General features: G+C 61.3%; 27 protein-coding genes. 4 read left to right on the top strand and 23 right to left on the bottom strand.

The features are described from left to right. Nucleotides 1-81: 81 nt before the first annotated feature. Nucleotides 82-864, bottom strand: a complete 783-nt coding sequence (locus K0H47_RS08750) for a class I SAM-dependent methyltransferase (protein ID WP_063032932.1) — start codon at nt 862-864, stop codon at nt 82-84. A gap of 96 nt (nt 865-960) precedes the next feature. Here K0H47_RS08750 and K0H47_RS08745 point away from each other — a divergent pair, with 96 nt between their 5' ends. After that, nucleotides 961-1,581: an energy transducer TonB gene (locus K0H47_RS08745; protein WP_219272393.1), complete on the top strand. Its 621-nt coding sequence runs from the start codon at nt 961-963 to the stop codon at nt 1,579-1,581. A gap of 3 nt (nt 1,582-1,584) precedes the next feature. Here K0H47_RS08745 and K0H47_RS08740 read toward each other — a convergent pair whose 3' ends face one another. From K0H47_RS08740 to ppc, 7 genes are all read right to left on the bottom strand, one after another. Beyond that, complete coding sequence (locus K0H47_RS08740; RefSeq protein WP_063032934.1) at nt 1,585-2,283, bottom strand: extensin family protein; 699 nt, start codon at nt 2,281-2,283, stop codon at nt 1,585-1,587. A 6-nt stretch (nt 2,284-2,289) separates the two neighbouring features. Beyond that, nucleotides 2,290-3,117, bottom strand: a complete 828-nt coding sequence (locus tag K0H47_RS08735) for an oxaloacetate decarboxylase (protein WP_063034051.1) — start codon at nt 3,115-3,117, stop codon at nt 2,290-2,292. Nucleotides 3,118-3,144: 27 nt separating this feature from the next. Beyond that, nucleotides 3,145-4,005, bottom strand: a complete 861-nt coding sequence (locus K0H47_RS08730; protein ID WP_219272391.1) for a DUF72 domain-containing protein — start codon at nt 4,003-4,005, stop codon at nt 3,145-3,147. Beyond that, complete coding sequence (locus K0H47_RS08725) at nt 4,005-4,316, bottom strand: hypothetical protein (RefSeq protein WP_063032935.1); 312 nt, start codon at nt 4,314-4,316, stop codon at nt 4,005-4,007. Before K0H47_RS08725 ends, K0H47_RS08730 begins: the two co-directional genes overlap by 1 nt. Before the next feature lie 160 nt (nt 4,317-4,476). Next, the gene (gene tsaB / locus K0H47_RS08720; RefSeq protein WP_219272390.1) at nt 4,477-5,163 is read right to left on the bottom strand and encodes a tRNA (adenosine(37)-N6)-threonylcarbamoyltransferase complex dimerization subunit type 1 TsaB; all 687 of its coding nucleotides are present in this window, start codon (nt 5,161-5,163) and stop codon (nt 4,477-4,479) included. An 89-nt stretch (nt 5,164-5,252) separates the two neighbouring features. Beyond that, the gene (gene adk, locus K0H47_RS08715; protein WP_017479444.1) at nt 5,253-5,900 is read right to left on the bottom strand and encodes an adenylate kinase; all 648 of its coding nucleotides are present in this window, start codon (nt 5,898-5,900) and stop codon (nt 5,253-5,255) included. Nucleotides 5,901-6,168: 268 nt separating this feature from the next. Further along, nucleotides 6,169-8,814 (bottom strand): phosphoenolpyruvate carboxylase, encoded by a 2,646-nt coding sequence (ppc, locus tag K0H47_RS08710; RefSeq protein ID WP_201141110.1) that lies wholly within the window; start codon nt 8,812-8,814, stop codon nt 6,169-6,171. Between the two features lie 187 nt (nt 8,815-9,001). Between ppc and K0H47_RS08705 the strand changes: the two genes are divergently transcribed. The 3 genes from K0H47_RS08705 to K0H47_RS08695 all read left to right on the top strand — a co-directional run bounded on the left by K0H47_RS08705 (nt 9,002) and on the right by K0H47_RS08695 (nt 10,900). Continuing rightward, entirely contained in the window at nt 9,002-9,346 is a 345-nt protein-coding gene (locus tag K0H47_RS08705) for a hypothetical protein (protein WP_010176787.1), read from the top strand. A gap of 284 nt (nt 9,347-9,630) precedes the next feature. Then, nucleotides 9,631-10,059: a DUF4398 domain-containing protein gene (locus K0H47_RS08700; RefSeq protein WP_003219226.1), complete on the top strand. Its 429-nt coding sequence runs from the start codon at nt 9,631-9,633 to the stop codon at nt 10,057-10,059. A 55-nt stretch (nt 10,060-10,114) separates the two neighbouring features. Next, nucleotides 10,115-10,900: an OmpA family protein gene (locus tag K0H47_RS08695; RefSeq protein WP_063032938.1), complete on the top strand. Its 786-nt coding sequence runs from the start codon at nt 10,115-10,117 to the stop codon at nt 10,898-10,900. 96 nt (nt 10,901-10,996) lie between these two features. Here K0H47_RS08695 and K0H47_RS08690 read toward each other — a convergent pair whose 3' ends face one another. From K0H47_RS08690 to K0H47_RS08620, 15 genes are all read right to left on the bottom strand, one after another. Continuing rightward, on the bottom strand, nt 10,997-11,245 hold the full coding sequence (locus K0H47_RS08690) for a hypothetical protein (RefSeq protein WP_219272388.1): 249 nt from the start codon (nt 11,243-11,245) through the stop codon (nt 10,997-10,999). Between the two features lie 102 nt (nt 11,246-11,347). Beyond that, nucleotides 11,348-11,674 carry a hypothetical protein gene (locus K0H47_RS08685; protein ID WP_003219233.1) on the bottom strand — a complete coding sequence of 109 codons (327 nt, stop codon included), beginning with the start codon at nt 11,672-11,674 and terminating at the stop codon, nt 11,348-11,350. Continuing rightward, nucleotides 11,671-12,576 (bottom strand): alpha/beta hydrolase, encoded by a 906-nt coding sequence (locus tag K0H47_RS08680; RefSeq protein ID WP_063032940.1) that lies wholly within the window; start codon nt 12,574-12,576, stop codon nt 11,671-11,673. The genes K0H47_RS08685 and K0H47_RS08680 overlap by 4 nt, the downstream gene beginning before the upstream one ends. A gap of 157 nt (nt 12,577-12,733) precedes the next feature. Beyond that, entirely contained in the window at nt 12,734-14,011 is a 1,278-nt protein-coding gene (locus K0H47_RS08675; RefSeq protein ID WP_017479451.1) for a flavohemoglobin expression-modulating QEGLA motif protein, read from the bottom strand. A gap of 21 nt (nt 14,012-14,032) precedes the next feature. Beyond that, nucleotides 14,033-14,581, bottom strand: a complete 549-nt coding sequence (locus tag K0H47_RS08670) for a hypothetical protein (RefSeq protein ID WP_177071004.1) — start codon at nt 14,579-14,581, stop codon at nt 14,033-14,035. 16 nt (nt 14,582-14,597) lie between these two features. Next, a complete protein-coding gene (locus K0H47_RS08665) occupies nt 14,598-15,314 on the bottom strand; it encodes a TetR/AcrR family transcriptional regulator (RefSeq protein WP_023659125.1) in 717 nt (238 codons plus the stop codon). Nucleotides 15,315-15,465: 151 nt separating this feature from the next. Then, entirely contained in the window at nt 15,466-16,968 is a 1,503-nt protein-coding gene (gene lysS / locus K0H47_RS08660; RefSeq protein ID WP_063032942.1) for a lysine--tRNA ligase, read from the bottom strand. Nucleotides 16,969-17,048: 80 nt separating this feature from the next. Then, nucleotides 17,049-18,144, bottom strand: a protein-coding gene (gene prfB / locus K0H47_RS08655) for a peptide chain release factor 2 (RefSeq protein WP_108083577.1) whose coding sequence is annotated in 2 segments (ribosomal slippage) — nt 17,049-18,071 and nt 18,073-18,144 — 1,095 coding nt in all. Because the reading frame shifts where the segments join, the coding sequence is not laid out codon by codon here. 185 nt (nt 18,145-18,329) lie between these two features. Beyond that, complete coding sequence (locus K0H47_RS08650) at nt 18,330-19,331, bottom strand: diguanylate cyclase (RefSeq protein ID WP_063032943.1); 1,002 nt, start codon at nt 19,329-19,331, stop codon at nt 18,330-18,332. A gap of 51 nt (nt 19,332-19,382) precedes the next feature. Beyond that, nucleotides 19,383-20,393 carry a chemotaxis response regulator protein-glutamate methylesterase gene (locus tag K0H47_RS08645; protein WP_177027332.1) on the bottom strand — a complete coding sequence of 337 codons (1,011 nt, stop codon included), beginning with the start codon at nt 20,391-20,393 and terminating at the stop codon, nt 19,383-19,385. Further along, a complete protein-coding gene (locus K0H47_RS08640; RefSeq protein WP_219272386.1) occupies nt 20,390-22,681 on the bottom strand; it encodes a hybrid sensor histidine kinase/response regulator in 2,292 nt (763 codons plus the stop codon). The genes K0H47_RS08645 and K0H47_RS08640 overlap by 4 nt, the downstream gene beginning before the upstream one ends. Continuing rightward, on the bottom strand, nt 22,678-23,364 hold the full coding sequence (locus tag K0H47_RS08635) for a chemotaxis protein CheW (RefSeq protein ID WP_219272385.1): 687 nt from the start codon (nt 23,362-23,364) through the stop codon (nt 22,678-22,680). Before K0H47_RS08635 ends, K0H47_RS08640 begins: the two co-directional genes overlap by 4 nt. After that, nucleotides 23,361-24,608 carry a protein-glutamate O-methyltransferase CheR gene (locus K0H47_RS08630; RefSeq protein ID WP_219272383.1) on the bottom strand — a complete coding sequence of 416 codons (1,248 nt, stop codon included), beginning with the start codon at nt 24,606-24,608 and terminating at the stop codon, nt 23,361-23,363. The genes K0H47_RS08635 and K0H47_RS08630 overlap by 4 nt, the downstream gene beginning before the upstream one ends. Then, a complete protein-coding gene (locus tag K0H47_RS08625) occupies nt 24,608-25,120 on the bottom strand; it encodes a chemotaxis protein CheW (RefSeq protein WP_201141104.1) in 513 nt (170 codons plus the stop codon). The genes K0H47_RS08630 and K0H47_RS08625 overlap by 1 nt, the downstream gene beginning before the upstream one ends. Further along, nucleotides 25,120-26,742 (bottom strand): methyl-accepting chemotaxis protein, encoded by a 1,623-nt coding sequence (locus K0H47_RS08620; RefSeq protein WP_063032949.1) that lies wholly within the window; start codon nt 26,740-26,742, stop codon nt 25,120-25,122. Before K0H47_RS08620 ends, K0H47_RS08625 begins: the two co-directional genes overlap by 1 nt. Between the last annotated feature and the right edge of the window lie 217 nt (nt 26,743-26,959).

Here is a 26,959-nt window from a genome sequence, read left to right as displayed (position 1 = left end):
GGGGCGTTTGCCAAAAGTGACCCGCTGTAAGAGCGGAACCATAAGTGGCCGTTACCTAAATAACGGATATGTACTCAACCCTCAGGACTTCAGCGCCTTCTTCGGATAAATATCATACCGACTGGACTTCCCATCCAACGCATGACTCGGCTTCACCCCCTCAATACACGGCGCCTTACGCGGCCGCTTAACCACCACACGATGACTGGCCAAAGCCAACGCCGCCGCCAACAACGCCGGCGCATCCGGATCATCCCCCACCAAGGGCCGAAACAACCGCATCTCCTTCTTCACCAACGCAGTCTTCTCCCGATGAGGAAACATCGGATCCAGATAAATCACCTGAGGCGGCTCCCCCTCCCAACTGCGCATTACCTCAATGGAATTGCCCTTGAGCAACCTCATCCGCGCCACAATCGGCGCCACCTCAAAATCCTCGGCCCCGCGCGCCAGACCATCCTCCAGCAATGCCCCAATCAACGGCTGCCGCTCGATCAGGCTCATCTCGCACCCCAAACTGGCCAGTACGAAAGCATCCTTGCCTAACCCCGCCGTAGCATCCAACACCCGCGGCCGCACGCCCTGCGCCACGCCCACCGCCTTGGCAATCATCTGCCCGCTGCCACCACCGTACAAACGCCGGTGCGCCGCACCCCCTTCCACAAAATCCACCCGCACCGGCCCAGGCGCATCAGGCCCCAGCTGTTGTAACTGCAGGCCCTGCTCCCCCACCTGCAAGGCAAAGTCCGCCTCATCCAGCTGCAAAGGCAACCCAAGCTGCTCGGCCCAGTGCTGGGCGCGGGCCTGAAAACCTTCGGCCAAGGCCTCGACCCGAATGCGGCTGGCCGCTGGTTGTTCGCTCATCGGTGACTACGCTCAAAAATATTAAGGATCGGCGAAAAGCGGCCGATAAAAAAAAGGATCAGGCATTTTGCCAGAGCTGAGCGACGATCGAGAGAAATGTCAGACATTCCTTCGCTATTTACCGGTGTACTGCCGACCCACAACCACTTCGGCCTGCGCAATACCCAAGCGCTGGCCGGGGTCAGTCACGTGTGGCAGGACTTCTTCGCCCAGGCGTTGGCCGAACAGCTCGGCGACACGCCCAGCGCGCTCGCCAAGTCCGTGGCAATCCCGGTAGATCCATCGGTTGAACCCAGTGAAGGCAGTGACCTGCTGTCGCAGATCGTCACCCAGCGCGCATGTGACGTGAAAGACACCGAGATCGCCCCACCCGAGCCGCTGTTCCTGCCCATCGCCGAATTCGAATTGGAGTTGCTGCCACCGGCCCCGCCACCGTATCCGGCGGAAGAACTGGTCGCCCAGCAAAAGCAGCAAAACTTCGAAAGCGGTTGGGTGCGCCCTATTGTGCTGACCGCCGGCCAACCGCTGCCCGAGCCTGGCCCGGCGCCTCAGCCACGACCATTGCACCTGCCGATTGCCGAATTCGAACTGGACCTGCTGCCACCACCGCCGCCGCCGTTCCCGGCAGAAGAGCTGGTTGAGCAACAAAAAGCCCTGGACTTCGACAGCCGCTGGGCTCGCCCGCTGATTATCCACAACCTGCGCCTGGCCGCCTGACCCTCAGCGACACACCCACCAACGCCCCATGTCGAGATGAAAGTGGTTTCGGTGGGCGGCGTTGTAATCCGGGCTCAACACCACGTTGAAATCCTTGCAGGCGCCGTCGCGTACCTGCCGCAGGAAACGCGCACTTTCGCCGTCACCCGGCCAATCCTTGAGCACGCTGATGGTGCGCCCGTCCGCCAGGCGAAAGCCGGCGATGTCCAGGGCGTTGGCCGATGCGTGCTGGCTGAGTCGCCCATCGGCACGGTTGTAGATATTGCGACAGGCAAAGCTGCCGAGATGATCGACCCGCGTCACGGCCTGGCCAAATACCGCCTGGGCCGCCGGCTGCAAGCTGTGGCGCTCGAACAGGGCGAATGCCACGGCCAGCGGGCAACTGGCGAGAAAGCTGCTGCTCAAGCCGACATCAGCGCCTTGAACCCGCAAGGTATTACGCAGCGGGCAAGCGGCATCGACAGGGCTGTCGGCCTGATGGGTGACCCGCAACCCAGAGGTTTTCAGCACCTGGTCACACAGCGCAGGATCATCCTGAAGGCGCCCCAGTTTGAATCGGGTCAGCAGGTTCGGGCTTGCGCGCACGTCCAGCGGCGCCCACGGGTTCCAGTCATCGGGCAGCGGCACCCAGCCCCGCCACACGCCGACCAGCAGACCACCCGCCAACACGAGCAACACCCCCAGTACCTTGAAGGAACGCACGATGCCTCAAGCCTTGAACAGTTGATTGGCCTGGCTGAACGGCATCGAGCGTTCGGTAAAGGTAAACGTACCCAGTTCATGAATCTCCTGGGCCGCCCTGAAGAACTCTCCATACGCCGCCAGGGCCATCGCCGAGCCGACGCTGATGCGTTTGACGCCCATCTCGCTCAACTGCGCCACGCTGAGTTTCAGGGCGCCTGACATCAAGATATTCACAGGCTTTGGCGCGACCGCCTTCACCACGGCCAACACTTCCTCGGCACTGCGCAGGGCCGGTGCATACAGCACGTCGGCGCCGGCTTCGGCGTAGGCCTGGAGCCGGCGGATGGTGTCGGGCAAATCCAGCCGGCCATGCAGGAGGTTTTCCGCGCGGGCGGTCAGGGTGAAAGGAAATGGCAAGCTGCGGGCAGCGGCGACCGCGGCTTCGACGCGCTCGACGGACAGGTCAAAGGGATAGATCGGGTCGACGCCAATCCCGGTGGCGTCTTCGATGGAGCCACCGACAATGCCAGTCGCTGCGGCGCGCAGGATGGTCTCGGCACAACCTTGGGGCGTATCGCTGAAGCCGTTTTCCAGGTCGGCGGCGACGGGCAGCGAGGTGGCCTGGACGATCATCCCGGCGTTGCCCAAGGTGTCTTCCAGCGACAGCGCACCTTCGGCATCCGGGCGGCCGAGGCTGAAGGCGAAGCCGGCACTGGTGGTGGCCAGGGCTTCGAAACCCAGGCTGGCGAGCATTTTTGCGGAGCCGGCATCCCACGGATTGGGCATCACGAAGGCACGGTCACGCTCATGCAGGGCCTTGAAGGTTTCGGCGCGAAGGGTTTGGGCATCCATGACTGACTCCTGTCGGGAAAAGGAGCCTTAGAGTAACCCCAGTTGCTCCGCTTCGGGTTCTCGATGAATCTGCGGCAAGGCCGGCAAGCCGGGCAAACGCACCATCAGCTTTTCGTGAAAGCGCAGGGCCAGTTGGGCCGCCAGGCGATTGTCAGAGGTGTGGAGAAACACATAGGGCGTGCGACCCTCTTCAATCCAGCCGGCGACCTTTTCAACCCAGGGCACCAGGAACGGGTCATTGGCTTCCAGTTCCGGATGGCCAATAAAGCGCACTTGCGGAAACTGCGTCAGCGCCGCCGGGCGAGGCGGCACCTTGGGCTTTTTCGATTGGGCATGCAGCACGGCCGCGGAGGTAGACGTGCAACTGAACAGCGCACGCGGGTCCAGGCAGATGCGCTCGACACCGCGGTCGCGCAGCAAGCGGTTGAGACTGCGCTCGGCGTCGCCTTTGGCAAAGAACTCCGAGTGGCGCACTTCCACTGCCAACGGTCGCTCCACGCCGTCAATGAAACCCGCCAGTTCGCCCAGGCGCTGCGGGGTAAAACTGGCCGGCAGTTGCAGCCACAACGGCGAAATGCGCTCCCCCAACGGGCTCATCAAGCCAAGGAAACTTTCCGCCGCCGGCAACTGCTCAATCAGGTTGCCGCTGTGGCTGATGTCACCCGGAAACTTGGCCGTGAAGCGAAAATGTTCGGGCATGATTTCAGCCCAGCGCTGCACGGTAGCGACAGAGGGGCGGGCATAGAACGTGGTGTTGCCCTCAACGGCGTTGAAGACGTGGGAATACAGGGCGAGGTAATCGCTGGAACGGGCGTCGGCGGGATACAGGTATTCGCGCCAGGCGTTTTCACTCCAGGACGGACAACCGAGAAAGTAAGGCAGCCGCATCAGATATGGATATCGAGGCCCAGCACTTCCATATCCCATTCGACAAAGCCGGCGGTGGTCAGGTAGCTGGCCAGGGCATTGGCGACGTTTTTGCTCATGGAGCGCGGAAAGACCATGTCTTGCTGGCGGGCAGGAACACCGCTGGTGCGTGCACTGCTGGACGCTTGGGAACGCGTTGAAACAGCGGAGGTGTCGGACTGGATTTCAACAAAGTCGGGCGAGTCTTCGACGGAGTCGTCTACCGTCACGTTCGCCTTGCGAGGCTTACGCTTGAGGGGGTAGGACTGTGATGAAAAGCCGTCTATGCGCATACATGCGAACTCGGTATCGGTGATGGCATTTTAGTGGCGCTTTCCATGGCGCGCAAATGCTCTGGTGATAACTAGAACACATAATTGGTAAAAGGTTTAAAAGCGCGGGCAAATTCTGACGATTGGCTATTTTTGCCTGAAATTGCCCGCACTTTTGACGTCAAATAATCCCGCGTTCAGCCTTGGTCTGCGCCACTTTATCCCGCAGGTACACAGGGGCTGCCTGGTCGGCGGGAATCGCCTCGGCCCGCTCCCAGGCAAAGCGTGCCAAGGCCAGCAGGTCTTCGGCATGGGGCAACATTGCGGCATCCTGGCCGGCAAGCGTTACGCCAATGCGCTCGCCATAGCCCCAGCCGGTGCCGGCCCCGAACCAGTCGCCGCTGGCATCAGCCGGCAAGGCTGCCGTTTCAGGCGGCAGTACGGCTTCAGCCCCCACCAGGCGCATCTCGCCAGCGGTTTCGCGGTAGCAGCCCCAATACACTTCATCCATGCGCGCATCGATGGCCGCCGCGACCTGGCTGGCGCCGTGTTCGCGAAACGCCCGCTGGGCCAGCACCGCCAGGTTGGACACCGGCAACACCGGACGCTCCAGCGCAAACGCCAGGCCCTGGACCACACCGATAGCGATGCGCACACCGGTAAACGCGCCCGGGCCACGCCCGAATGCGATGGCGTCCACCGCCGACAAGGTGGTGCCCGCGTCCAGCAGCAATTGCTTGATCATCGGCAACAGCTTCTGCGCGTGCAGGCGCGGGATCACCTCGTAGTGGCTCGTGACCTTGCCATCGTGCAGCAGGGCAACGGAGCAAGCTTCAGTCGCGGTGTCCAGGGCCAGCAAGGTGCTCATCGGTGTATGCATCCACGTTGAAAAAAAGTGCGTCAGTATAAACAACAACGGCCCGCAAGCGGGCCGTTGTCAATCAAGCGGGTGAACGATCAGCTCAGCGCTTGCAGTACTTTGCCAGTGATGGCTTCAACCGAACCCACACCTTCGATGTGGCTGTACTTCGGCTTGCCCTGGGCGGCCGAGAGTTTCTGGTAGAAGTCCACCAGTGGCTTGGTCTGGGAATGGTAGACCGACAGGCGATGGCGCACGGTTTCTTCGGTATCGTCTTTACGCTGCACCAGGTCTTCGCCGGTGACATCATCCTTGCCCGCCACTTTCGGCGGGTTGTAGACGATGTGGTAGACGCGGCCCGAGGCTTCGTGAACACGACGACCGGCAATACGCTGCACGATCTCTTCGTCTTCAACGGCGATTTCCACCACGTTGTCCAGTTCGACGCCGGCCTTCACCAGGGCTTCAGCCTGGGGAATGGTGCGCGGGAAACCGTCGAACAGGAAACCGTTCTTGCAGTCGTCCTGGCTGATACGTTCCTTGACCAGGTTGATGATCAAGTCATCGGAGACCAGGCCGCCGCTGTCCATCACGCTCTTGGCGATCAGGCCCAGCTCGGTGCCGGCCTTGACGGCCGCGCGCAGCATGTCGCCGGTGGAGATTTGTGGAATGCCGAATTTTTCAGTGATGAACTTTGCCTGAGTACCTTTACCGGCCCCGGGAGCTCCCAGCAGAATGACGCGCATCGATGTGCTCCTCAATTTTTTATAAAGATGACGCTCGGATTCGCCGCATGGGGCCAATCTCGGTAATTTTGGGTCCAGGCCGCACAAACGGCCAAAGGCTGATCAAGATACACAGCAGGCCCAAACCACACAAGCCGCCGAAAGTAGGAGAAACCCGCGCCGCGCTGGCTTTATAGGCAGGTACAACCCTGACAGCAAAACGCCGGTCGCCTTTTTGACGGCGACCGGCGCGATGTATCTGCAAGCTATTGAGAACACGCCATAAATGTCAGCCAGTGTTGCGCAAACCAGCGGCAATACCGGCCACAGACACCAGCAGCGCCTGTTCCAGAGGGCTGTCCTGCGCCGCTTCCTGTTGCCGTGATCGGGCCAGTAATTCGGCCTGCAGCAGGTGCAACGGGTCCAGGTAGGTGTTGCGCAGGCGGATGAACTCCAGGGTATCGGGGCTGTGGGCCAGCAGTTGAGACTGGCCAGTCAGGCCAAGCACCACGCTGCACGCCTGCGACAATAGGTCGCGTAAGTGCGCACCCAATGGCAGCAGATCGGGCTGCACCAGACGCTCGTCATACAGGCGGGCGATGTCGGCGTCGGCCTTGGCCAGCACCATTTCCAGCATATCGATGCGCGTACGGAAGAACGGCCACTGCTCGCGCATCTGCCCCAGCAACTCGCCTTCACCCCGCTCTAGGGCCTTGCTCAACGCCGCTTCCCAACCGAGCCAGGCCGGCAGCATCAGGCGTGTCTGGGTCCAGCCGAAGATCCACGGGATCGCCCGCAGGCTTTCGATACCACCGGCCCGGCGCTTGGCCGGGCGACTGCCCAACGGCAAGCGGCCCAACTCCTGCTCCGGCGTGGACTGGCGGAAATACTCGACAAATTGCGGATTTTCCCGCACCACGGCGCGGTAAGCGCTGACACCGTCGGCGGCCAATTCGTCCATCAAGTGGCGCCAGGCCGGTTCCGGTGGGGGCGGTGGCAGCAAGGTCGCCTCCAGCACCGCTGCCAGGTACAGGTTGAGGTTTTGCTCGGCAATGTCCGGCAGACCGAACTTGAAGCGGATCATCTCGCCTTGTTCGGTGGTGCGGAAACGCCCCGCTACCGAGCCCGGCGGCTGCGACAGGATCGCCGCGTGAGCCGGGCCGCCGCCACGGCCCACGGTGCCGCCGCGACCGTGGAACAGCAGCAGTTCGACTTGTTGTTCGCGGCAGATTTCCACCAACTGTTCCTGGGCCCGGTATTGCGCCCAGGCGGCGGCGGTAGTGCCCGCGTCCTTGGCCGAATCCGAGTAGCCGATCATCACTTCCTGCGGGCCTTGCAGACGGGCGCGATAACCCGGCAACAGCAGCAGTTTCTCGATCACCGGGCCTGCGTTGTCCAGGTCAGCCAGGGTCTCGAACAACGGCACCACCCGCATCGGCCGCTGTACGCCGGACTCCTTGAGCAGCAGTTGCACGGCCAATACATCCGACGCGGCGCCGGCCATGGAGATGACGTAGGAACCCAGGGACGCAGCAGGTGCGGCGGCGATTTCCTTGCAGGTGTTCAGCACTTCGGCGGTGTCTGCCGACGGCTTGAAGTAACCCGGCAACAGGGGGCGACGGTTGGCCAGTTCCTTCATCAGGAAACTGATGCGCGCCTCTTCGTCCCAATCCTCGTAACGGCCGAGGCCCAAGTAATCAGTGATTTCGGTCATGGCCGCGCAGTGACGGGTAGAATCCTGACGTACGTCGAGGCGCACCAGGAACAAGCCAAACGTCACAGCCCGACGCAGGCAATCCAGCAGCGGGCCGTCGGCAATCACACCCATGCCGCAGGTGTGCAACGACTCGTAGCACAGCTCAAGCGGCTCGAGCAGCTCGCGGTTGTTTTGCAGCACGTCGGCAGGCGCCGGCGTGGTGGTCGTCAACGAGGTGTGGGCCCATTGGCGTGTGGCGCGCAGACGCTCACGCAATTGCTTGAGCAACGCCCGATAAGGTTCAACGCTGTCACCCACCTTGGCCTGCAACGCCGGGCTGGCTTGTTGCATCGACAGCTCGGAGGCCAGGTGATCGATATCGCGCAAGTACAGGTCAGCGGCCATCCAGCGCGCGAGCAGCAACACTTCGCGGGTGACCGGGGCGGTGACGTTGGGGTTGCCGTCGCGGTCGCCGCCCATCCAGGAAGCGAAGCGAATCGGCGCGGCTTCCAGGGGCAGGCGCAGGCCAGTCGCGGCATGCAAGGCGTGATCGGCCTTGCGCAGATAATTCGGGATGGCGTACCACAGCGAATGCTCGATCACCGCAAAGCCCCACTTGGCTTCGTCTACAGGCGTGGGCCGGGTGCGGCGGATTTCTTCGGTGTGCCAGGCTTCGGCGATCAGGCGTTGCAGGCGATTGCGGATTTGCTCGCGCTCGGCGGTGGTGAGGTCGCGGTGATCCTGCAGGGCCAGTTGTGCGGCGATGGCGTCGTATTTCTGGATCAGGGTGCGGCGGGCGACTTCGGTGGGGTGAGCAGTGAGCACCAGTTCGATTTCCAACCGACCCAACTGGCGCGCCAGGGATTCGCTGCTGTGCCCTTCGCTCTGCAGGCGCGCCAGCAGTTCCGGCAGCACCCGCGACTCAAAGGGTGCAGGCGTTGATTCATCACGGCGGTGGATCAACTGGTACTGCTCGGCGATGTTGGCCAGGTTGAGAAACTGGTTGAAGGCCCGCGCCACCGGCAGCAGTTCATCTTCTTTCAGTTGATTGAGGCTGGCGCTCAGCTCTTCGCCGGCCACCTGCTCCGAGGCCGCGCCACGGCGGTCGGCCTTGGCGCCTTTACGGATCTGCTCGATCTTGTCGAGGAATTCATCGCCGTACTGCTCTCGAATCGTGTTGCCCAACAGCTCACCCAGCAGGTGAACATCCTCACGCAAACGTGCATCGATATCGCTCATCAGCCAATCTCCAGCAGAAAATCCGGGACGCTTTGATCCTCAAGAGTGCCGCCCACGGCGACGTCTTACAAGGAACTTTAAACCTTGTGAGTTGCAGCTAGTCTCAACAGTAAGCCGCAGCGTTATCCGCGCTGGCCGGCTGGTCACTCATCATCGCCCGCGTACCGTGGGCTCCATTGAGGTTGCCATGAAAATCCGAGAATTGGCCCAGCATTGGGAAGAAAACGCCAAGGGTCGCCTGACCAAAACCGAATACGCCATCCATCTGGACGTGGAAGCCGCTGCCAGACTGGCGGCGATATCCGAGATGTACCCCAAGCGCCATACCGAAGAACTGCTCGGCGAGTTGATCGGCGCAGCGCTCGAAGAGCTGGAAGCGAGCTTTCCCTACATCAAGGGCAAGCAGGTGATTGCCACCGATGAGGAAGGCGATCCGCTGTACGAAGACGTCGGCCCAACCCCACGGTTTCTCACGCTGTCACGGCGTTATCTGCACGATCTGTCAGCTCAGTCCGACAAGCAGAAACACTAGTCAACCTCCGCTACAAAAATCGCTTCCCCCTGTATTCAGGGCCTCCAAGAGGCTCTGGATACCGCTGCGCAGTGCAAAAGTTCCAACTTTTAAACACTGACCAATCAGTCAAATATTTTTTTAGGCAAATCGCCATCTTCGCTGAACTATTCAAAAAAGCCTCCGGTCACAGCCAGTAAGCCATCACTTGGAACAGCCGTTTGAATAGGCGTCCTGAGCTTACCGCCGGGCCCCGCAGAAACTGCAAGCCGGAGATGGATTTGATGTTTTTCAGGAGTTACCTAATGGAGTTGAAGACGATGAAGACCAGCACTGCCAAAACCTCGTTTAACCACCTGCGCGGGCTTAAATTGGCCGCGCTGGCAATCGGCACCAGCTTCGTACTGGCTGGCTGCGCCGGCAACCCGCCGACCGAGCAGTACGCTGTCACCCAATCTGCGGTGAACAGCGCTGTCAGCGCCGGCGGTACCGAGTTCGCAGCTGTGGAGATGAAGTCTGCCCAGGACAAACTGAAGCAAGCTGAAATCGCCATGCACGACAAGAACTATGACGAGGCCCGTCGCCTGGCCGAGCAATCCGAGTGGGACGCTCGCGTAGCAGAGCGTAAAGCCCAGGCTGCCAAGGCCGAACAGGCTGTGAAGGATTCCCAGAAAGCTGTTCAGGAGCTGCGTCAGGAAGGCATGCGCCCGGCTGTGATCCAGCCGCAACAATAAGCCGCTGCTTCTGATTGCATTGCACCCGAAACCGAATTGAAAGGACGACACGACTATGCGTAAACAATTGATGATCCCTGCCCTGCTGGCGATGAGCGTTGCTCTGGCGGCTTGCTCCACCCCGCCGAACCAGAACCTGGAAAACGCTCGGACCAACTTCTCGGCCCTGCAAGCCAACCCGCAAGCCACCAAAGTAGCGGCGCTGGAAACAAAAGACGCCAGCGACTGGCTGGACAAGGCCGACAAGGCCTACCGCGACAAGGAAGACCAGAAGAAGGTCGACCAGCTGGCCTACCTGACCAACCAGCGTGTTGAAGTGGCCAAAGACACTATCGTGCTGCGTGAGTCCGAAGCCAAGCTGAAAAACGCTGGCGACGAACGTGCCCGTGCCCTGCTGCAAGCCCGTGACGCGCAGATCAAGCAACTGCAAGACAGCTTGAACGCCAAGCAGACTGATCGCGGTACGCTGGTGACCTTTGGTGACGTGCTGTTCGCCACCAACAAGTCCGACCTGAAGTCCAGCGGCCTGGTAAACATCACCAAGCTGGCGCAGTTCCTGCGCGACAACCCGGACCGTAAAGTGATTGTCGAAGGCTACACCGACAGCACCGGTTCAGACTCGTACAACCAGAGCCTGTCCGAGCGCCGCGCCGCTTCTGTACAGCGCGCACTGGCTAACCAGGGTGTGGACATCTCACGCATCGTGACCCAGGGCTATGGCAAGGAATACCCGGTTGCCGATAACAGCAGCGTTTCGGGCCGCGCCATGAACCGTCGCGTGGAAGTGACCATCTCCAACGACAACCAGCCGGTCAAGCCACGTTCTTCGATGGCCAACTGATCGATTGATGCTCCATAAAGAACCCCGCCAATTGGCGGGGTTCTTTGCTTATGGGCACAGGCGGATCAGACCGATATTCTCACCACCTGCACACACTCAACCAAATTGAATCTGTCCGGCGTTGCCAGCCTGTTGGCCTTGGCCTTCACCACCCTGGCCTTGACTGCTTTGTTGCTCAGCTTGCATCAGCAACTTCTTGAGTACCTCCAAAAGATCGTCCCCCCCCATCCCCTTGGAGACACCGGCGCTTTGGCCAGCTTCAGCTTTGGGAGATCCGGAATCTTCGATACCCTTGCTGCCAAAATTGCCAAAGCTTTGCGCAGAAGATGAATCATTAACTTGCATATAGATAACTCCACATTAGGTAACCGAATCAGCGACGCTGATCGGTCCGAAATCTGTGGTAATCAATCCAGAATAGTTCCAGCGACGCTCCGGCGACCGGCCTTACTGCTCCAGTTGCGGCGTTTCCTGGCCCATGCAGCGCACCGCCTGTTTCTTGCTGTTGACCAGTACGCCGGTCAGGCCTTTCTGTTCAGTATCAAATAGCACCAGCACGCCATCGACGCACTGCGCCACTTGGGCAGCCGGGGTCAGAGAGATTTTGTAGTCCTCGCCCGGCACGGTCTTGAGCATGGTGAAGTCGCTGAGCAGCAACGCGTCCTCGGGCTTGGCGAAGTGCAAATAGCCGTAGTACCACAGGCAGCCGACGGTACCGATAATGGTGCCGATGCCGGTGAGGATCAGGGGGATCATGTTGCGTTCTTCGCTCATTGCGGGTTCTCTGCGTTGGAAGTCGGGGCCACCGGGTAATTGGGGATTTCCCCCAGGCGCCGCAGCCCGTTGAAGTGCTGTGGGTCGTCGAGGTAGCGCAGCATCACGGTTTGCCAGGTCTTGTCGGCAAAGGTCTGCACGTGACCACCCCGGGTCAGTTGCAGCACCCTCGGTGGCGGCGCAGCTTGATACAGGCGGATGCCGTTGGACAGCGGCACGATCGGATCATCGAGGCTGTGGAACAACAACTTCGGCACCCCGGTCAGGCGGGGCATGGCGTTGATCGCACTGTCGGCATCCGGCACCAGCCACGACAACGGTACCTGGAACGGCCATGTTAGCCAGGAGGTGCTGAGGGCGAATTGTCCTACGTCACGATAACTGGCCGGCACACCGTCCAGCACCAGCGCCTTGAGTTGTGGCTGACGTTCGGGATGCTCTGCCAGATAGTGCACCACCAGCGCACCGCCCAGGCTTTGGCCCAGCACGATCAGTGGTTGGCCCTGGGTCTCGGGGGCGTTGTCGATCCACTTGAAGGCCGCATCGATGTCCTGGTAGACCGCCGGTAGCGAGGGTTCACCTTCGGACAGGCCGTAACCGCGATAGTCCACCAACAGCACTTGATAGCCCTGCTCCGGCAGCCACCAACTGCCACCGAGGTGCCAGGCGAGGTTGCCGCCGTTGCCGTGCAGGTGCAGCACCGTGCCCTTGAGCGGCACACCGGCCTTGGCCGGCAGCCACCAGGCGTGCAGCTTGAGGCCATCGGCGGTGGTCAATGTCACGTCCCGGTATTGCAGGTGGGCCTTTTCCGGGGTGAACGGCAAGCCGCGCTCCGGGTAAAACAGCAGGGAGCTGCAGCCGTTCAGGGTCAGTAGCAGGCAAAGAATGCCGAGGATTCTCATCCGTTGAAGCCTCGTGAATGGGTTGGAATAGCGTCCCATGGCTAATGGAGATCAACTGTGGGAGCTGGCTTGCCTGCGATAACGGTGTTGGATTCACCATCGCCATCGCAGGCAAGCCAGCTCCCACATTTTGACCCGGTTCCTTCAGGGAAATCCCTTAAAGGATATTGGAGTAATCCGCCTCGATCCGGTCCAGGCTCAAATGGTTGAGGAAGTTGGAGAAACACATCCACGCCGCCAACGCATTCATGTCGCGGAACTGATCCGGCAGGTATTTGGGGGGTACCACCAGGCCTTCATCCACCAGTTGGCGCAGGGTGCGCATGTCTTCCAGGGTGGTCTTGCCGCAGAACAGCAGCGGCACTTGCTCAAGTTTGCCTTTGCGCACGGCCAGCTGAATGTAGTTGTAAACCATGATAAAGCCCTTCAAGTAGGACAAATCCTTGGTAAACGGCAGACCCGTAGGCGTCGACCCACGGAAAACCCGGCTGGCGTTGCCGTAGCTTTCCGCCATCTCAAAGCCCTGCTCGCGGAAGAATTCGAACACCTGCAGGAAATCGGCACCCTGCTCCACCATATGAATGGCGCGGGTGCGGTTGGTCAGCTTGCGCAGGCGGCTGGGGTAGGAGGCGAAGGTGATGATTTCCATCAGGATCGCCAGGCCTTCCTGGGTCACCGTCGACGAGGGCGGCCCCTTGGACAGGAAGGTGCAGATCGGCTGGTTCTGGCCATTGAGGGTGGTGCCCACGTGCACCAGGCCTTCATGGACCTCCAGGGCACGCACGTCGCGGTCGTTGAACATCGCGTCGGCGCGGATCTTGATGTAGTCGGCGCCTGCCGCTGCGTCCGCCACGATGCCGTCGGACTCGAACACCCGAATGGTTTCCTCGGCCTCGCCGAACACCTTGTTCAGGCGGCTTTGCAGCAGGTTGACGGCGTCCTTGGCGGTCAGGGTCTTGGCTTCGTCCTTGAGGTCGCCACGGCCATCAATATTGTTCAGGTAGTCCGACATCATCAGGCCCAGATCAGCCAGGGTCGGGTCACCGGCGTGGAACGCATCGGAGGCGGCGCCGTACAGCTCCTGGGAGATCAGGCCGAAATCCTCGGTGCCGCGGGCTTCGAGCATCCGCACCACCATACGGTATTCCTTGCACATGCGCCGCATGATCTGCCCGACCGGGTTGAACTGGCCCAGTTGGCGGGTGATGTCACGCTCGATGTTCTGGAACTCCAGCTTCACCGCGCTGGAATCGAACGACAGCGGTCGATTCAGGTAGTAATCGCGGTCCACCGCCGGCATTTCCTTGCCCTTGGCCTTGAGGAATCCCTGGCGAATATTCTCGTCCCACTTCACTGCGTCGAGGACGCGAATCGGTGTTTGCGCCAGCACAATGCGATCAGACAAGGTGCGTATCGTCTGCTGGTAATCGTCCACCCGGTACTTCCTCTTTAAACGTTATTTGCTCGCGCGCTGGTAGCGCACGGCTTCGACGAACACGTCAGCATTGGCCGGGTCATCCAGGTAGGCAAACACCTGGGCCATGGGGCTGTTGATCAATACGCCGTCGCCTTCGACGGTTTCGACAGTGCTGCCGCCAAGGACTTTCTGGCCGACAGCCTGGTGGATCTGGTCCAGGTCGAGGTTGTAGACCACCAATTCGTGTTCATCGTTGAGCTCGAAGCCTGCCAGGATGAAATGCCCGCCAAACTTGGCCGGCAACGGCGCCGACAAATACCAGCGGCTGCCATGGCGGGAAACCGTAAACAGGTATTCATCCCGCTGGCCCGGCTTGGCTTTAGGGTAGCTCACGGCTTTGTAGCGATGTTCGCCCACACGGCTGATTTGCAAGTTGAGCGGCTCGCCCCAGGCATTTTTGCTGGCCCATCTGCCAAGCAGACCATCAGGCGCCGCCTCGCTGGCCGGCAACGGGTCCTTGAAAGTCACCAGGCAACCGCTGAGCAACAGGAACGACAAGGCGATCACAACGACACGCCAGGCTTTCATTGGACACTCCCCAGTGTCAGACCGAAGCCAACACCAAATGCATGTAACGCTTGAGGATCTCAAGCATTTCTTCGCTGGTCAGAGGCTCTGCACCGCCCAGCAGGCCCTGATATTCCATCCGACCGATAATCGCCGTCAACACTTTGGCATCTTGTTGCGGTTCCCGCGAACCCAATACCTGGAAAAACTGGCAAGTGCCCTGCAACAGGATTTGCTGGTGGGAGCGCACCAACTCGGCCAGGCGCGGGTTCAGCAGCGCCTCCTGGCGAAACGCCTGCTCGGCCATCAGGTGCTCGCGACGGTTGAGCAATTGGCGCTGTACGTAATCGGCGGTCAGGCGTGCGATGTCATCGGCCAGTTGCGAACGAGACTGCGGGCTGCCGTCGCCATAGGCAACCATCTCCCGCAGCAGCCCTTCGTTACGCACCCACAACTTGCCCATGAACGCCGCACTGCGCTCCACGTATTGGGCGAAGGTGTCGGTGAGCAGGTCATCGATGTCCTTGAAGTAATAGGTGGTGGCCGACAATGGCACCCCCGCCTCTGCCGCCACCGCCCGATGACGCACAGCACGCACGCCTTCACGTACCACGATGCGCATCGCCGCATCGAGAATGTCCTGCCGACGTTGCTCACTGCCCCGGCGACTGGCCTTGCGGCCCTGGTACTGAACACTTTCAGCCACGGCAGCGGCGATGCCGGCAGCACCCTTTTGAGCCATTACGCGGTTCACGATGGATCTTCCTTTCAGGGTGACGCGGAGCGTCACGGGCTGCGTTCCCCCGCAAAGCGTGGGGACGATCATCTGGCGCTGTTAGCTTGACGCTTAAATACGCCACATAAAAAAGCCGCCTTATAAAAGGCGGCTTCGGATTTCGCTACGGTTACGCTTGTGGCCGCATGTGCGGGAACAAGATCACGTCACGGATCGACGGCGAGTTGGTCAACAACATCACCAACCGGTCGATGCCGATCCCTTCACCGGCGGTAGGCGGCATGCCGTATTCCAGGGCACGAACGAAGTCGGCATCGTAGTGCATCGCCTCGTCGTCACCGGCGTCCTTGTCAGCCACCTGGGCCATGAAGCGCTCGGCCTGGTCTTCTGCGTCGTTCAGCTCGGAGTAGGCGTTGGCGATTTCACGGCCGCCGATGAACAGCTCGAAACGGTCGGTGACGTTCGGGTTGTCATCGTTGCGACGGGCCAGTGGCGACACTTCGAACGGGTACTGGGTAATGAAGTGCGGCTGTTCCAGCTTGTGCTCGACCAGCTCTTCGAAAATCATCACCTGCAATTTGCCCAGGCCTTCAAAGCCCAGCACCTTGGCGCCGGCTTTCTTGGCGATGGCGCGGGCCTTGTCGATGTCGGTCAGGTCGTCAGCGGTCAGCTCAGGGTTGTACTTGAGGATCGAATCGAACACCGACAGGCGCACGAACGGCTCGCCGAAGTGGAATACCTTGTCGCCGTACGGCACGTCGGTGGAACCCAGCACCAACTGCGCCAGTTCGCGGAACAGTTCTTCGGTCAGGTCCATGTTGTCTTCGTAGTCGGCGTAAGCCTGGTAGAATTCCAACATGGTGAATTCAGGGTTGTGACGGGTCGAAACGCCTTCGTTACGGAAGTTGCGGTTGATCTCGAACACTTTCTCGAAGCCGCCAACCACCAGGCGCTTGAGGTACAGCTCTGGCGCGATACGCAGGAACATTTCCAGGTCCAGCGCATTGTGGTGGGTTTCGAAAGGCTTGGCTGCGGCACCACCAGGGATGGTTTGCAGCATCGGCGTTTCCACTTCCAGGAAGTCACGCTTCATCAGGAAGCTGCGGATGTGGGCGATCACTTGCGAGCGTACGCGGAACGTCTGGCGCACTTCTTCGTTGACGATCAGGTCAACGTAACGCTGGCGGTAGCGCTGCTCGGTGTCGGTCAAGCCGTGGTGCTTGTCCGGCAGCGGGCGCAGCGACTTGGTCAACAGGCGCACGTTGGTCATTTCAACGTACAGGTCGCCCTTGCCGGAACGGGCCAGGGTGCCTTCGGCGGCAATGATGTCGCCCATGTCCCAGGTTTTCACCGAGGCCAGGGTTTCTTCAGACAGGGTTTTACGGTTGACGTAGACCTGAATGCGACCGGTCATGTCCTGGATCACCATGAACGAGCCACGGTTGAGCATGATGCGACCTGCCACCTTGACCGGGATCGCAGCCTCTGCCAGCTCTTCCTTGGTCTTGTCCGCGTACTGTTTCTGCAAGGCATCGCAGTAGTTTTCGCGGCGGAAGTCGTTGGGGAAGGCATTGCCCTTGGCGCGCTCGGCAGCAAGCTTTTCCTTGCGCAGGGCGATCAGGGAGTTTTCTTCCTGTTGCAGGGCTTGCGGGTCGAGTTGTTGGTCGCTCATGTCTTTTGAAATTCCATCACAGGTTCGTTGCCCCCGGCCTGCGGCCGGGGATCGCCGGCAAGCCGGCTCCTACAGAGTCTTTACAGGCCAGATTTCAGGCTGGCTTCCAGGTATTCGTCGATATCGCCGTCGAGCACCTTGTCGCAGTCGCTGCGTTCGATGTTGGTCCGCAGATCCTTGATCCGCGAAGCATCGAGCACATACGAACGGATCTGGTGACCCCAGCCGATATCCGACTTGGTGTCTTCCAGCGCCTGGGACGCGGCGTTACGTTTCTGCATTTCCTGCTCGTACAACTTGGCCCGCAGCATTTTCATGGCGGTGTCCTTGTTCGCGTGCTGGGAACGTTCGTTCTGGCAGCTGACCACGGTGTTGGTCGGTACGTGGGTAATACGTACGGCCGAGTCGGTGGTGTTTACGTGCTGGCCACCGGCACCGGAGGAACGGTAGGTGTCGATGCGCAGGTCTGCCGGGTTGATCTCGATTTCCACCTTGTCGTCGATCTCTGGGGAGACGAAAACGGCGGAGAACGAGGTATGGCGACGGTTGCCGGAGTCGAACGGGCTCTTGCGCACCAGGCGGTGAACACCGATCTCGGTCCGCAGCCAGCCAAAGGCGTATTCACCCTTGATGTGCACGGTCGCACCCTTGATACCGGCCACTTCACCCGCCGACAGTTCCATGATGGTGGCATCGAAACCGCGTTTGTCAGCCCAGCGCAGGTACATGCGCAACAGGATGTTGGCCCAGTCCTGGGCCTCGGTGCCGCCGGAACCGGCCTGGATGTCCAGGTAGGCGTTGTTCGGGTCCATTTCATGGCTGAACATGCGGCGGAATTCGAGCTTGGCGAGGTTTTCCTCGAGACGGGCCAGCTCGGCGACGACATCGCCCGCTGCGCCTTCGTCGTTTTCTTCGACGGCCATGTCCAGCAGGTCGCGGCAATCGGCCAGGCCGGTGTTCAGTTCGTCGAGGGTTTCAACGATCTGCGCCAGCGCAGCGCGCTCGCGGCCCAGTTCCTGGGCGTATTCAGGTTTGTTCCAGACAGCCGGATCTTCAAGCTCGCGATTGACTTCGGTCAGACGCTCATGCTTTTGATCGTAGTCAAAGATACCCCCGAATAGTTTCGGAGCGCTCGGACAGGTCCTTGATGGTGTTAAGGATCGGGTTGATTTCCATGGCGGGCAGCACTCGTTGGCGAACTTTTGAAAGCCGACGAGTATAACGACAAACGGGCGGGAACGGCAGCCCGCTTGGCCGAAAAGGCGGGGATATGCACCATCCAGACAGCGATGAAGATCAAATGTGGGAGCGGGCTTGCTCGCTCCCACATTAGGTCTGCGATATCCCACAGACCGTATTCCCTACTCGATCCCCACCTGATTACGCCCATTGTGCTTGGCCAGGTACAAGCCTTTGTCCGCCGCCGAGATCAACTGCCGGCAATCGGTGCCCTGCAACGGGGTCATGGTGGCCAAACCAATACTGATGGTCAGGCTCGCGCCTTCCGCCGGGGCAATGTGCGGGATTTTCAGGCCCGCCACCGCCTGGCGCAGTTTCTCGGCCACCAGCCGCGCACCGCCCGGCGAGGTGTTCGGCAGCACCAGGGCAAACTCTTCACCGCCGTAACGCGCCGGTAAATCCGAAGGACGGCTGCTGGCATCACGAATGGTCGCAGCCACTTTGCGCAAGGCCTCATCGCCCTCCAGGTGGCCGAAGCTGTCGTTGTAGGTCTTGAAGAAGTCTACGTCAATCATCAGCAGCGACAGTTGGGTCTGGTCACGCATGGCACGGCGCCACTCCAGCTCCAGGTATTCGTCGAAGTGCCGGCGATTGGACAGCCCGGTCAGGCCGTCGGAGTTCATCAGCCGTTGCAGCACCAGGTTGGTGTCCAGCAACTGTTGTTGGCTGACCCGCAGCGCCCGGTAGGCTGCGTCCCGCTGTAACAGGGTCATGTAGGAGCGCGAGTGGTAACGGATGCGCGCCACCAGCTCGATGTTATCCGGCAGCTTGACCAGGTAATCGTTGGCCCCGGCGGCAAAGGCCGCGCTCTTGATCAGCGGGTCTTCCTTGGTGGAAAGCACGATGATCGGGATGTTCTGCGTCGCCGGGTGATTACGGTATTCACGCACCAGCGTCAGGCCGTCGAGCCCCGGCATCACCAGGTCCTGCAGGATCACCGTCGGTTTGATACGGATCGCCTGGGCAATGGCCTGGTGCGGGTCGGCGCAGAAATGGAAGTCGATGTTGTCTTCATGGGCCAGGCCCCGGCGTACGGCTTCGCCGATCATGGCCTGGTCGTCGACGAGCAACACCATGGCGGCGTTTTCGTCGGTCTTGAAGTCGTCGAGCTGTAAATCATTCATTTACGGTCACCTGAATTACTACCTGCAGGCCAGGACAGCGTGTGATATCGGTCATTTTGCGAATACTTCCAGCAATCGTGGCGCAATTCTGTCCAATGGGCGAATTTCAACAGCCGCGTCGATCGCCGCTGCCGCTTTGGGCATGCCGTAAACAGCACAGCTTTGCTGGTCCTGCGCGATGGTCAGGTAGCCTTGCTGACGCATCAGTTTAAGTCCCTGGGCGCCATCACGCCCCATCCCCGTCAGCAACACGCCGACGGCATCGCCATTCCAGTGGCTGGCGACGCTCTCGAAAAACACGTCGATGGACGGCCGGTAAATCTCGTTCACAGGTTCGGCGGTGTAGGCCAGCGTGCCGTTCTTCAGCAGACGAATATGATGGTTGGTGCCCGCCAGCAACACGACGCCACTTTGGGGCGGCTCGCCTTCCCGGGCCAGGCGTACCGGCAAGCCCGAGGCGCTGCTCAGCCATTCGGCCATGCCGGCGGCGAACACCTGGTCCACATGCTGCACCAGCACAATGGCCGGCGAGAAGTCCCGGGGCAAGCCCTTGAGCAGGGATTCCAGGGCAGCCGGGCCACCGGCGGACGAACCAATGGCCACCAGGCTCTGGCGCTTGCCCATGGTTCGCTGGGGCGCAGGTTCGGCCCGCACGCGGCTGCCACGCTGGCCGATCAGCCAGCCGATGTTGAGGATCTTGCGCAGCAACGGCGCCGCGGCGTCCTTCGGATTACCCACCCCCAGTGCGGGGGTGTCGACCACGTCCAGGGCGCCATGCCCCATCGCTTCAAACACGCGGCTGACGTTGGCCTGGCGGTCGACGGTGACAATCAGGATCGCGCAGGGCGTCTCGGCCATGATCTGGCGAGTGGCTTCCACGCCATCCATCACCGGCATGATCAGGTCCATCAGAATCAGGTCGGGAGTCAGTTCCGCGCAGCGCTGCACTGCCTCCAGGCCATTGTTGGCGACCCACACCACTTGATGGGCCGGCTCAAGGCTCAGCGCCCGGCGCAACGCCTCCACAGCCATGGGCATGTCATTGACGATCGCAATCCTCATGCCCGGGCTCCTCCAATCAGCTCTACCACCGCGTCCAACAGCGCATCGTCATGGAAGCTGGCCTTGGCTAGATAATAGTCGGCGCCGGCGTCCAGTCCACGGCGGCGGTCTTCTTCCCGATCTTTGTAGGAAACAACCATCACCGGCAGGGATTGCAGGCGAGTATCACGGCGCAAGAGTGTGACCAATTCAATACCGTCCATGCGAGGCATATCAATGTCAGTGATCAACAGGTCGAAGTCTTCGGAGCGCAGCGCGTTCCAGCCATCCATGCCATCGACCGCCACGGCTACTTCGTAACCGCGATTAAGTAACAATTTGCGTTGCAGCTCACGCACGGTCAGTGAGTCGTCCACCACCAGAATACGCTTGCGCGCTGCTTCCTGGGTTTGCTGGGCACGTCGGGCGATGCGCTCCAGACGACCGGTATTAAGCAGCTTGTCCACCGAGCGCAGCATGTCTTCAACGTCGACGATCAGCACCACCGAGCCATCATCCAGCAAGGCCCCGGCCGAGATGTCCTGGACCTTGCCCAGCCGGGCATCCAGGGGCAACACCACCAGCGTGCGCTCGCCGATAAAACGCTCCACGGCAATCCCGTAGACCGCATCGCGCTCGCGGATCACCACGACCTTGAGGGTTTCCTGATTGCCCTGTCCCGGTGGACGCTGCAACAACTGGCTGGCAGCGACCAGGCCGACATGCCGGCCTTCGTGCCAGAAATGCTGGCGGCCTTCCAATTGCACGATGTCGTCGGGCGCCAGGTCACACATGCGTTCGATGTGGGCCAGCGGGAAGGCGTAGGCCTCTTCGCCGACCTCCACCACCAGGCTGCGCACCACCGACAGGGTCAACGGCACTTCCAGATGAAAGCGACTGCCCTGCCCCGCCGTCTGCTCCAGCACCACCGCACCACGCAACTGGCGAACCATATGCTGCACCGCATCCAGGCCGACCCCGCGCCCGGAGACCTCGGTGACTTTGTCCCGCAGGCTGAAACCCGGCAGGAACAGGAACGTCAGCAGTTCCTCTTCGCTCAGGCGCAGGGCGGTTTCCACTGGCGACAAATTTCGGTCGACGATGGTGCCGCGCAGGCGTTCCAGGTCGACACCGTTGCCATCGTCGCTCAACTCCAGCACCAGCAGGCCGGCTTGGTGGGACGCTCGCAGGCGGATCAAGCCTTCGGCAGGTTTGCCGGCCAACAAGCGTTGCTCGGGCATTTCGATTCCGTGGTCGACGGCATTGCGTAATAAGTGAGTCAGCGGCGCTTCAAGCTTTTCCAGTACGTCGCGGTCGACCTGGGTCTTCTCGCCTTCGATTTCCAGGCGTACCTGTTTACCGAGGCTGCGGCCGAGGTCCCGGACCATGCGCACCTGCCCGGCCAGCACGTCGGCAAACGGCCGCATGCGGCACGCCAGCGCGGTGTCGTACAAGACTTGGGCGCGCTGCCCGGCCTGCCAGCCGAACTCATCGATTTCGGCGGTTTTTTCCGCGAGCAACGCCTGGGCTTCGCTCAACAGGCGGCGGGTGTCGGCCAGGGCTTCCTGGGCTTCCAGGCTCAGCTCGACGGTCTTGAGATGGCCGTCGAGGTTATCCAGGGCCCGGGCACTGTTGTTCTGGATGCGCTTGAGGCGTTGCAAACTGGCGAGATATGGCTTGAGCCGCTGGGTTTCCACCAGGGATTTGCTGGACAGGTCCAACAGGCTGTTCAAGCGTTCGGCGGTGACCCGCAGCACTCGCTCGCCGCCTTCGGTCATGCGCTTGTTCAGACGTGGCAACTCGGCACTGACGGGCGGCGCGGGTTCGGGCTCCGGCGGCAGGGTCAGCAGCGCTTCCATCGACAATTCAGGTTCTGGCGCGGGTGTGGGTGGCGGCGCAGCGGGCGGCGCGACTTTTTGCGACGGGTCGAGCAACCGCTCCATCAGCGCCACGTAGGCCTCGATGTCCGCCGGGCCCACGGTGTTGCCCGGCGTGGCAATGCGCATCAGCAAATCCGTGCCTTGCAGCAACGCGTCGATGTGCTCCGGCAGCAGGTACAGCCGGCTTTCCTGGGCGCTGACCAGGCAATCTTCCATCACGTGGGCGACGCTGACACCGGCGTCCACCCCGACAATCCTCGCCGCGCCCTTCAGAGAATGGGCGGCGCGCATGCAGGCTTCGAGCTGGTCGGCCTGGGTCGGGTTGCGCTCCAGAGCCAGCAGGCCAGCGCTGAGCACCTGGGTCTGGGCGTCGGCTTCCAGGCTGAACAGTTCCAGCAGCGAGGCATCGCGCATTTGGTCGGGGGTCATGTGAGGCTCCGGGTCACGGCAGACAACAATTGCGCCTCGTCCAACCAGCGCAGGCTGCGGCCCTTCCACTGCAACACGCCTTGGGTATAGCGGGCGCTGGCCTGGGTGCCCGAGGCAGACGCCGCGTTCAAGGTGCGCTCATCAATGGCATGGATGCCGTCCACTTCGTCCACCGGCACCACCACCGGGCCGTCCTGCGCCGCGATGATCAGCATGCGCGGCATGATTCGCCCGCCACTGGGGCCGCTGCTGGTGCTGTCCAGCCCCAACAACTCCACCAGGGACAGGCATGCTACGAGCGCGCCACGCACGTTGGCCACGCCCAACAAGGCGCGTGAACGCTGATGGGGCAAGGAATGGATCGGCTGCAGCGGCGCCACTTCCACCAGACAGCGGGTGGCGATGCCCAGCCATTCTTCACCGAGGCGGAACATCAATAGCGAACGGGTGACCACATCGCCTTCGACTTCCGGCGCCGCTACGTGACGATGATCGTCCTGCTGCAAGGCATAGCGATCGAGCAGGCGCGTGGCGGCGGCGGAATACACCGAGCAGTTGCGGCAGTGAATGTGCTCGGCCAGCAACGGGCAAGACTTGTCGCCGTGGATGCCGATGCGGTTCCAGCAGTCATCAATGGCTTGGGTGTCGGCCAGGGCCAGGTTCAGCGCGGTATCCAGGGTCATTGTTTACGCTCACTGCGGGCGGCACGGGCCTGCAAACGGCGGGCGCCGGCGACATCGCCCTGGGACTCAAGCAACGCGGCCAGGTGCATCAAGGCCTGCGAGTGCTGGGGTTCCAGGTACAAGGCTTTTCGGTAATACCCCTGGGCTTCCAGGGCACTGCCGGCCACATCGCTGAGCAGGCCCAGCCAATAAAACACCTGGGCCGCCGGCGGATGGCTCTGCAAATAACGCTCGCAGGCGGCACGGGCCTCCAGGCTTTTGCCTTCATTGGCCAGGGTCGCAATCTGGCTGAGCAGATCGGCGGCGTCCGACTGTGGGGGCGGCGGCTTGATCGGCACCACCTGAGCACTGAGGGTGCTGAACGGCCGGGGCTTGGTCGGGATAGGCGCGGCACTGCGCTGAGGGATCGGCGCAGGCAGCGGCACAAATACCGGCTCAGGCGCAGGTTCAGCGTGGCGACTGAAGGCAAACGACTGCGGCACACCAATCGAGCGCATGCCCAGACGCCCCAACAGGCTGCCTTCGGCAGGCCCGATAAACAGCACGCCGTCGACGTGGGTCAGTCCCTTGAGCACTTCAAACACCTGCTTCTGGGTGGGCTGGTCGAAGTAGATCAGCAGGTTGCGGCAGAACACGAAATCGTAGGTGGGCTCATTGGCCAGCAACGTCGGGTCCAGCAGGTTGCCCACTTGCAGGCGCACTTGCTCGCGTACTCGGTCGGCAATTCGGTAGCCGTCGGTTTGCTCGGTAAAGTGGCGATCGCGGAACTCGATGTCCTGCCCACGAAACGAGTTCTTGCCGTACACCCCGCGACGGGCACGCTCCACCGACAGCGGGCTGACGTCCATGCCCTGCACCTTGAACTGATGAGGCGCCAGACCGACGTCAAGCAAGGCCATGGCAATCGAGTAGGGTTCTTCGCCGGTGGAACACGGCAGGCTGAGGATCCGCAGGGCCCGCATGTGCTTGATTTCGGCCAGACGTGCGACCGCCAGCCGACCCAGAGTGGCGAAGGACTCGGGGTAACGGAAAAACCAGGTCTCGGGGACGATCACCGCTTCGATCAGCGCTTGCTGTTCGTCGGTGGAGCCCAGCAACTGTTGCCAGTATTGATCTGCGGTCTGCGCATTCAGTGACAGGCTGCGTTGGCGTACGGCACGCTCGATGATCGCTTCGCCCACCGAGGCAACATCGAGGCCGATGCGTTCTTTCAGGAAGTCGAAGAAGCGTTGATCACTGCTCATCAATCCTCCTCGCCGGCGGCAAACAGCAGCGCCTGCACATCAGCCGTCAACAGGTCGGCCACGCCAATCCACTGCATCAAGCCATGCTCGTCTTCGCGCACCGGGCCCAGGTAACGTGCCTGGCGGTTGTCCAGGCCGTAGGGCTGGAACTCCGCCGGATCACAACGCAGGGTGTCGGTGGCCTGTTCGAGGATCAGCCCCAGCCAGCGCGCTGGAATGACTGCATCCGGCTGATAATTGACCAGCACCAGACGTGTGCTGGTGCGCGCCTGGGCCGGCGTGCCGAAGGTCAAGGCACTGAGGTCGATCACCGGCACCATCGCCCCGCGATGGGCAAAGATCCCGGCGACCCACACAGGCGCATGGGCAATGGGCTTGAGCGGCAGGCGCGGCAGTACCTCGGCCACTTCCGTGGCCTTGAGGGCATAGCGTTCATTGCCGATGTGAAACACCAGGAACAGTGCTTTCTTCACTGCCGCAACGGCACCGCGTTTAGCCGCGAGGTCGCTCATCAGACTTTGAAACGCGACACGCCGCTGCGCAGGCCGACCGCGACCTGGCTCAGCTCGTCAATGGCAAAGCTGGCCTGGCGCAGGGACTCTACGGTCTGGCTGCTGGCATCGCCCAACTGCACCAGGGCATGGTTGATCTGCTCGGCGCCGGTGGCCTGGGCCTGCATGCCTTCATTGACCATCAACACCCGCGGCGCCAAGGCCTGCACCTGGTGGATGATCTGCGACAGCTGCTCGCCCACTTGCTGCACTTCGAACATGCCACGGCGCACTTCTTCGGAGAACTTGTCCATGCCCATCACCCCGGCCGACACCGCCGACTGGATCTCGCGCACCATCTGCTCGATGTCGTAAGTGGCCACGGCAGTCTGGTCGGCCAGGCGCCGTACTTCGGTGGCTACTACGGCAAAACCGCGACCGTATTCACCGGCCTTCTCGGCCTCGATGGCGGCGTTGAGGGACAGCAGGTTGGTCTGGTCGGCGACCTTGACGATGGTGACCACCACCTGGTTGATGTTGCCGGCCTTCTCATTGAGGATCGCCAGCTTGGCGTTCACCAGGTCGGCAGCGCCCATCACCGAGTGCATGGTTTCTTCCATGCGTGCCAGGCCTTGCTGGCCGGAACCGGCGGCTACCGAGGCCTGGTCGGCAGCGGTGGAGACTTCGGTCATGGTGCGGACCAAATCCTTGGAAGTGGCAGCGATCTCCCGGGAAGTAGCGCCGATTTCCGTAGTGGTTGCAGCGGTTTCCGTGGCGGTGGCCTGTTGTTGCTTGGAAGTGGCGGCAATCTCGGTGACCGAGGTGGTGACCTGTACCGAGGAGCGCTGGGCCTGGGATACCAGGGCGGTGAGTTCGGTCATCATGTCGTTGAAGCCGGTTTCCACCGCGCCGAATTCGTCCTTGCGTTCCAGGTTCAGGCGTTTGCTCAGGTCGCCGGTGCGCATGACTTCGAGGATATCGACGATGCGTTTCATCGGCGCCATGATCGCGCGCATCAGCAGCAGGCCACAGAGGCCGGCGGCGAGGATCGCGAGGATCAGTGAGACGCCCATGCTGATTTTCGCGGCGGACACGGCGTCGTCGATGGCGTTGGTGGCGCGGTCGGCGACGTTTTTGTTTTCGGTAATGATGTCGTTGAGCTTCTTGCGGCCTGCGGTCCAGGTCGGGGTCAGCTCTTCGTCGAACACTTTGCGGGCGGTGGCGACGTCATTGCGTTGCAGGTTGTCCGTTACGGTGGCCAATGCCTTGTTATAGGCCTGGTGCAGGGCTTCGAATTTATCAAACTCGGCCTGATCGTCGCCGCCGTTGATGGTTGCCTTGTAATTGGCCATTTGCGTGAGGATGCGGGCTTCGAAGGACTGGTAGTCGGCCTTGTCGGCGTCGGTGAGTGTCTTGTCTTTGCGCAGGCCAATGATATCGAGGGTGTCGAGGTAGCTGTCGACCCAGGCGCTGCGGATCATCGAGCTGAGGTAGACCCCTGGGACTGCGTCGTCGCGGACTGACTCTTCGCCAGCCTCGATCTTCAACAGGCGTGAATACGAGACCACTACCATCAGCAGCATGATCGCGATGATGACCGCAAAGCTCGCCAATATCCGTTGGCGCAAGGTCCAGTTCTTCACAGTAATTCCTCGAGGGCCATTCAAATGGAGGGGAGTATAGCTGAGCGGGTGCCATCATTAATCAACGGGTTGTGGGATCTGGGTCACGCGCAGGGGGGAAAGTTTTCTTGGGGGGGCATATCCGTTGCTGCGGTAACGGCTGCTGACGGTTCCGCTCTTACAGCGGCTCACTTTTGAAGAGCGCAAAAGTAAGCAAAACGCTCTTGCCCCACCACTC

It is taken from the genome of Pseudomonas sp. Xaverov 83, from assembly GCF_019352905.1.
Taxonomy (GTDB): Bacteria; Pseudomonadota; Gammaproteobacteria; order Pseudomonadales; family Pseudomonadaceae; genus Aquipseudomonas; species Aquipseudomonas yamanorum.
The sequence above is the reverse complement of the archived record's forward strand: the minus strand, read 5'-3'. Positions and strand labels throughout refer to the sequence as shown.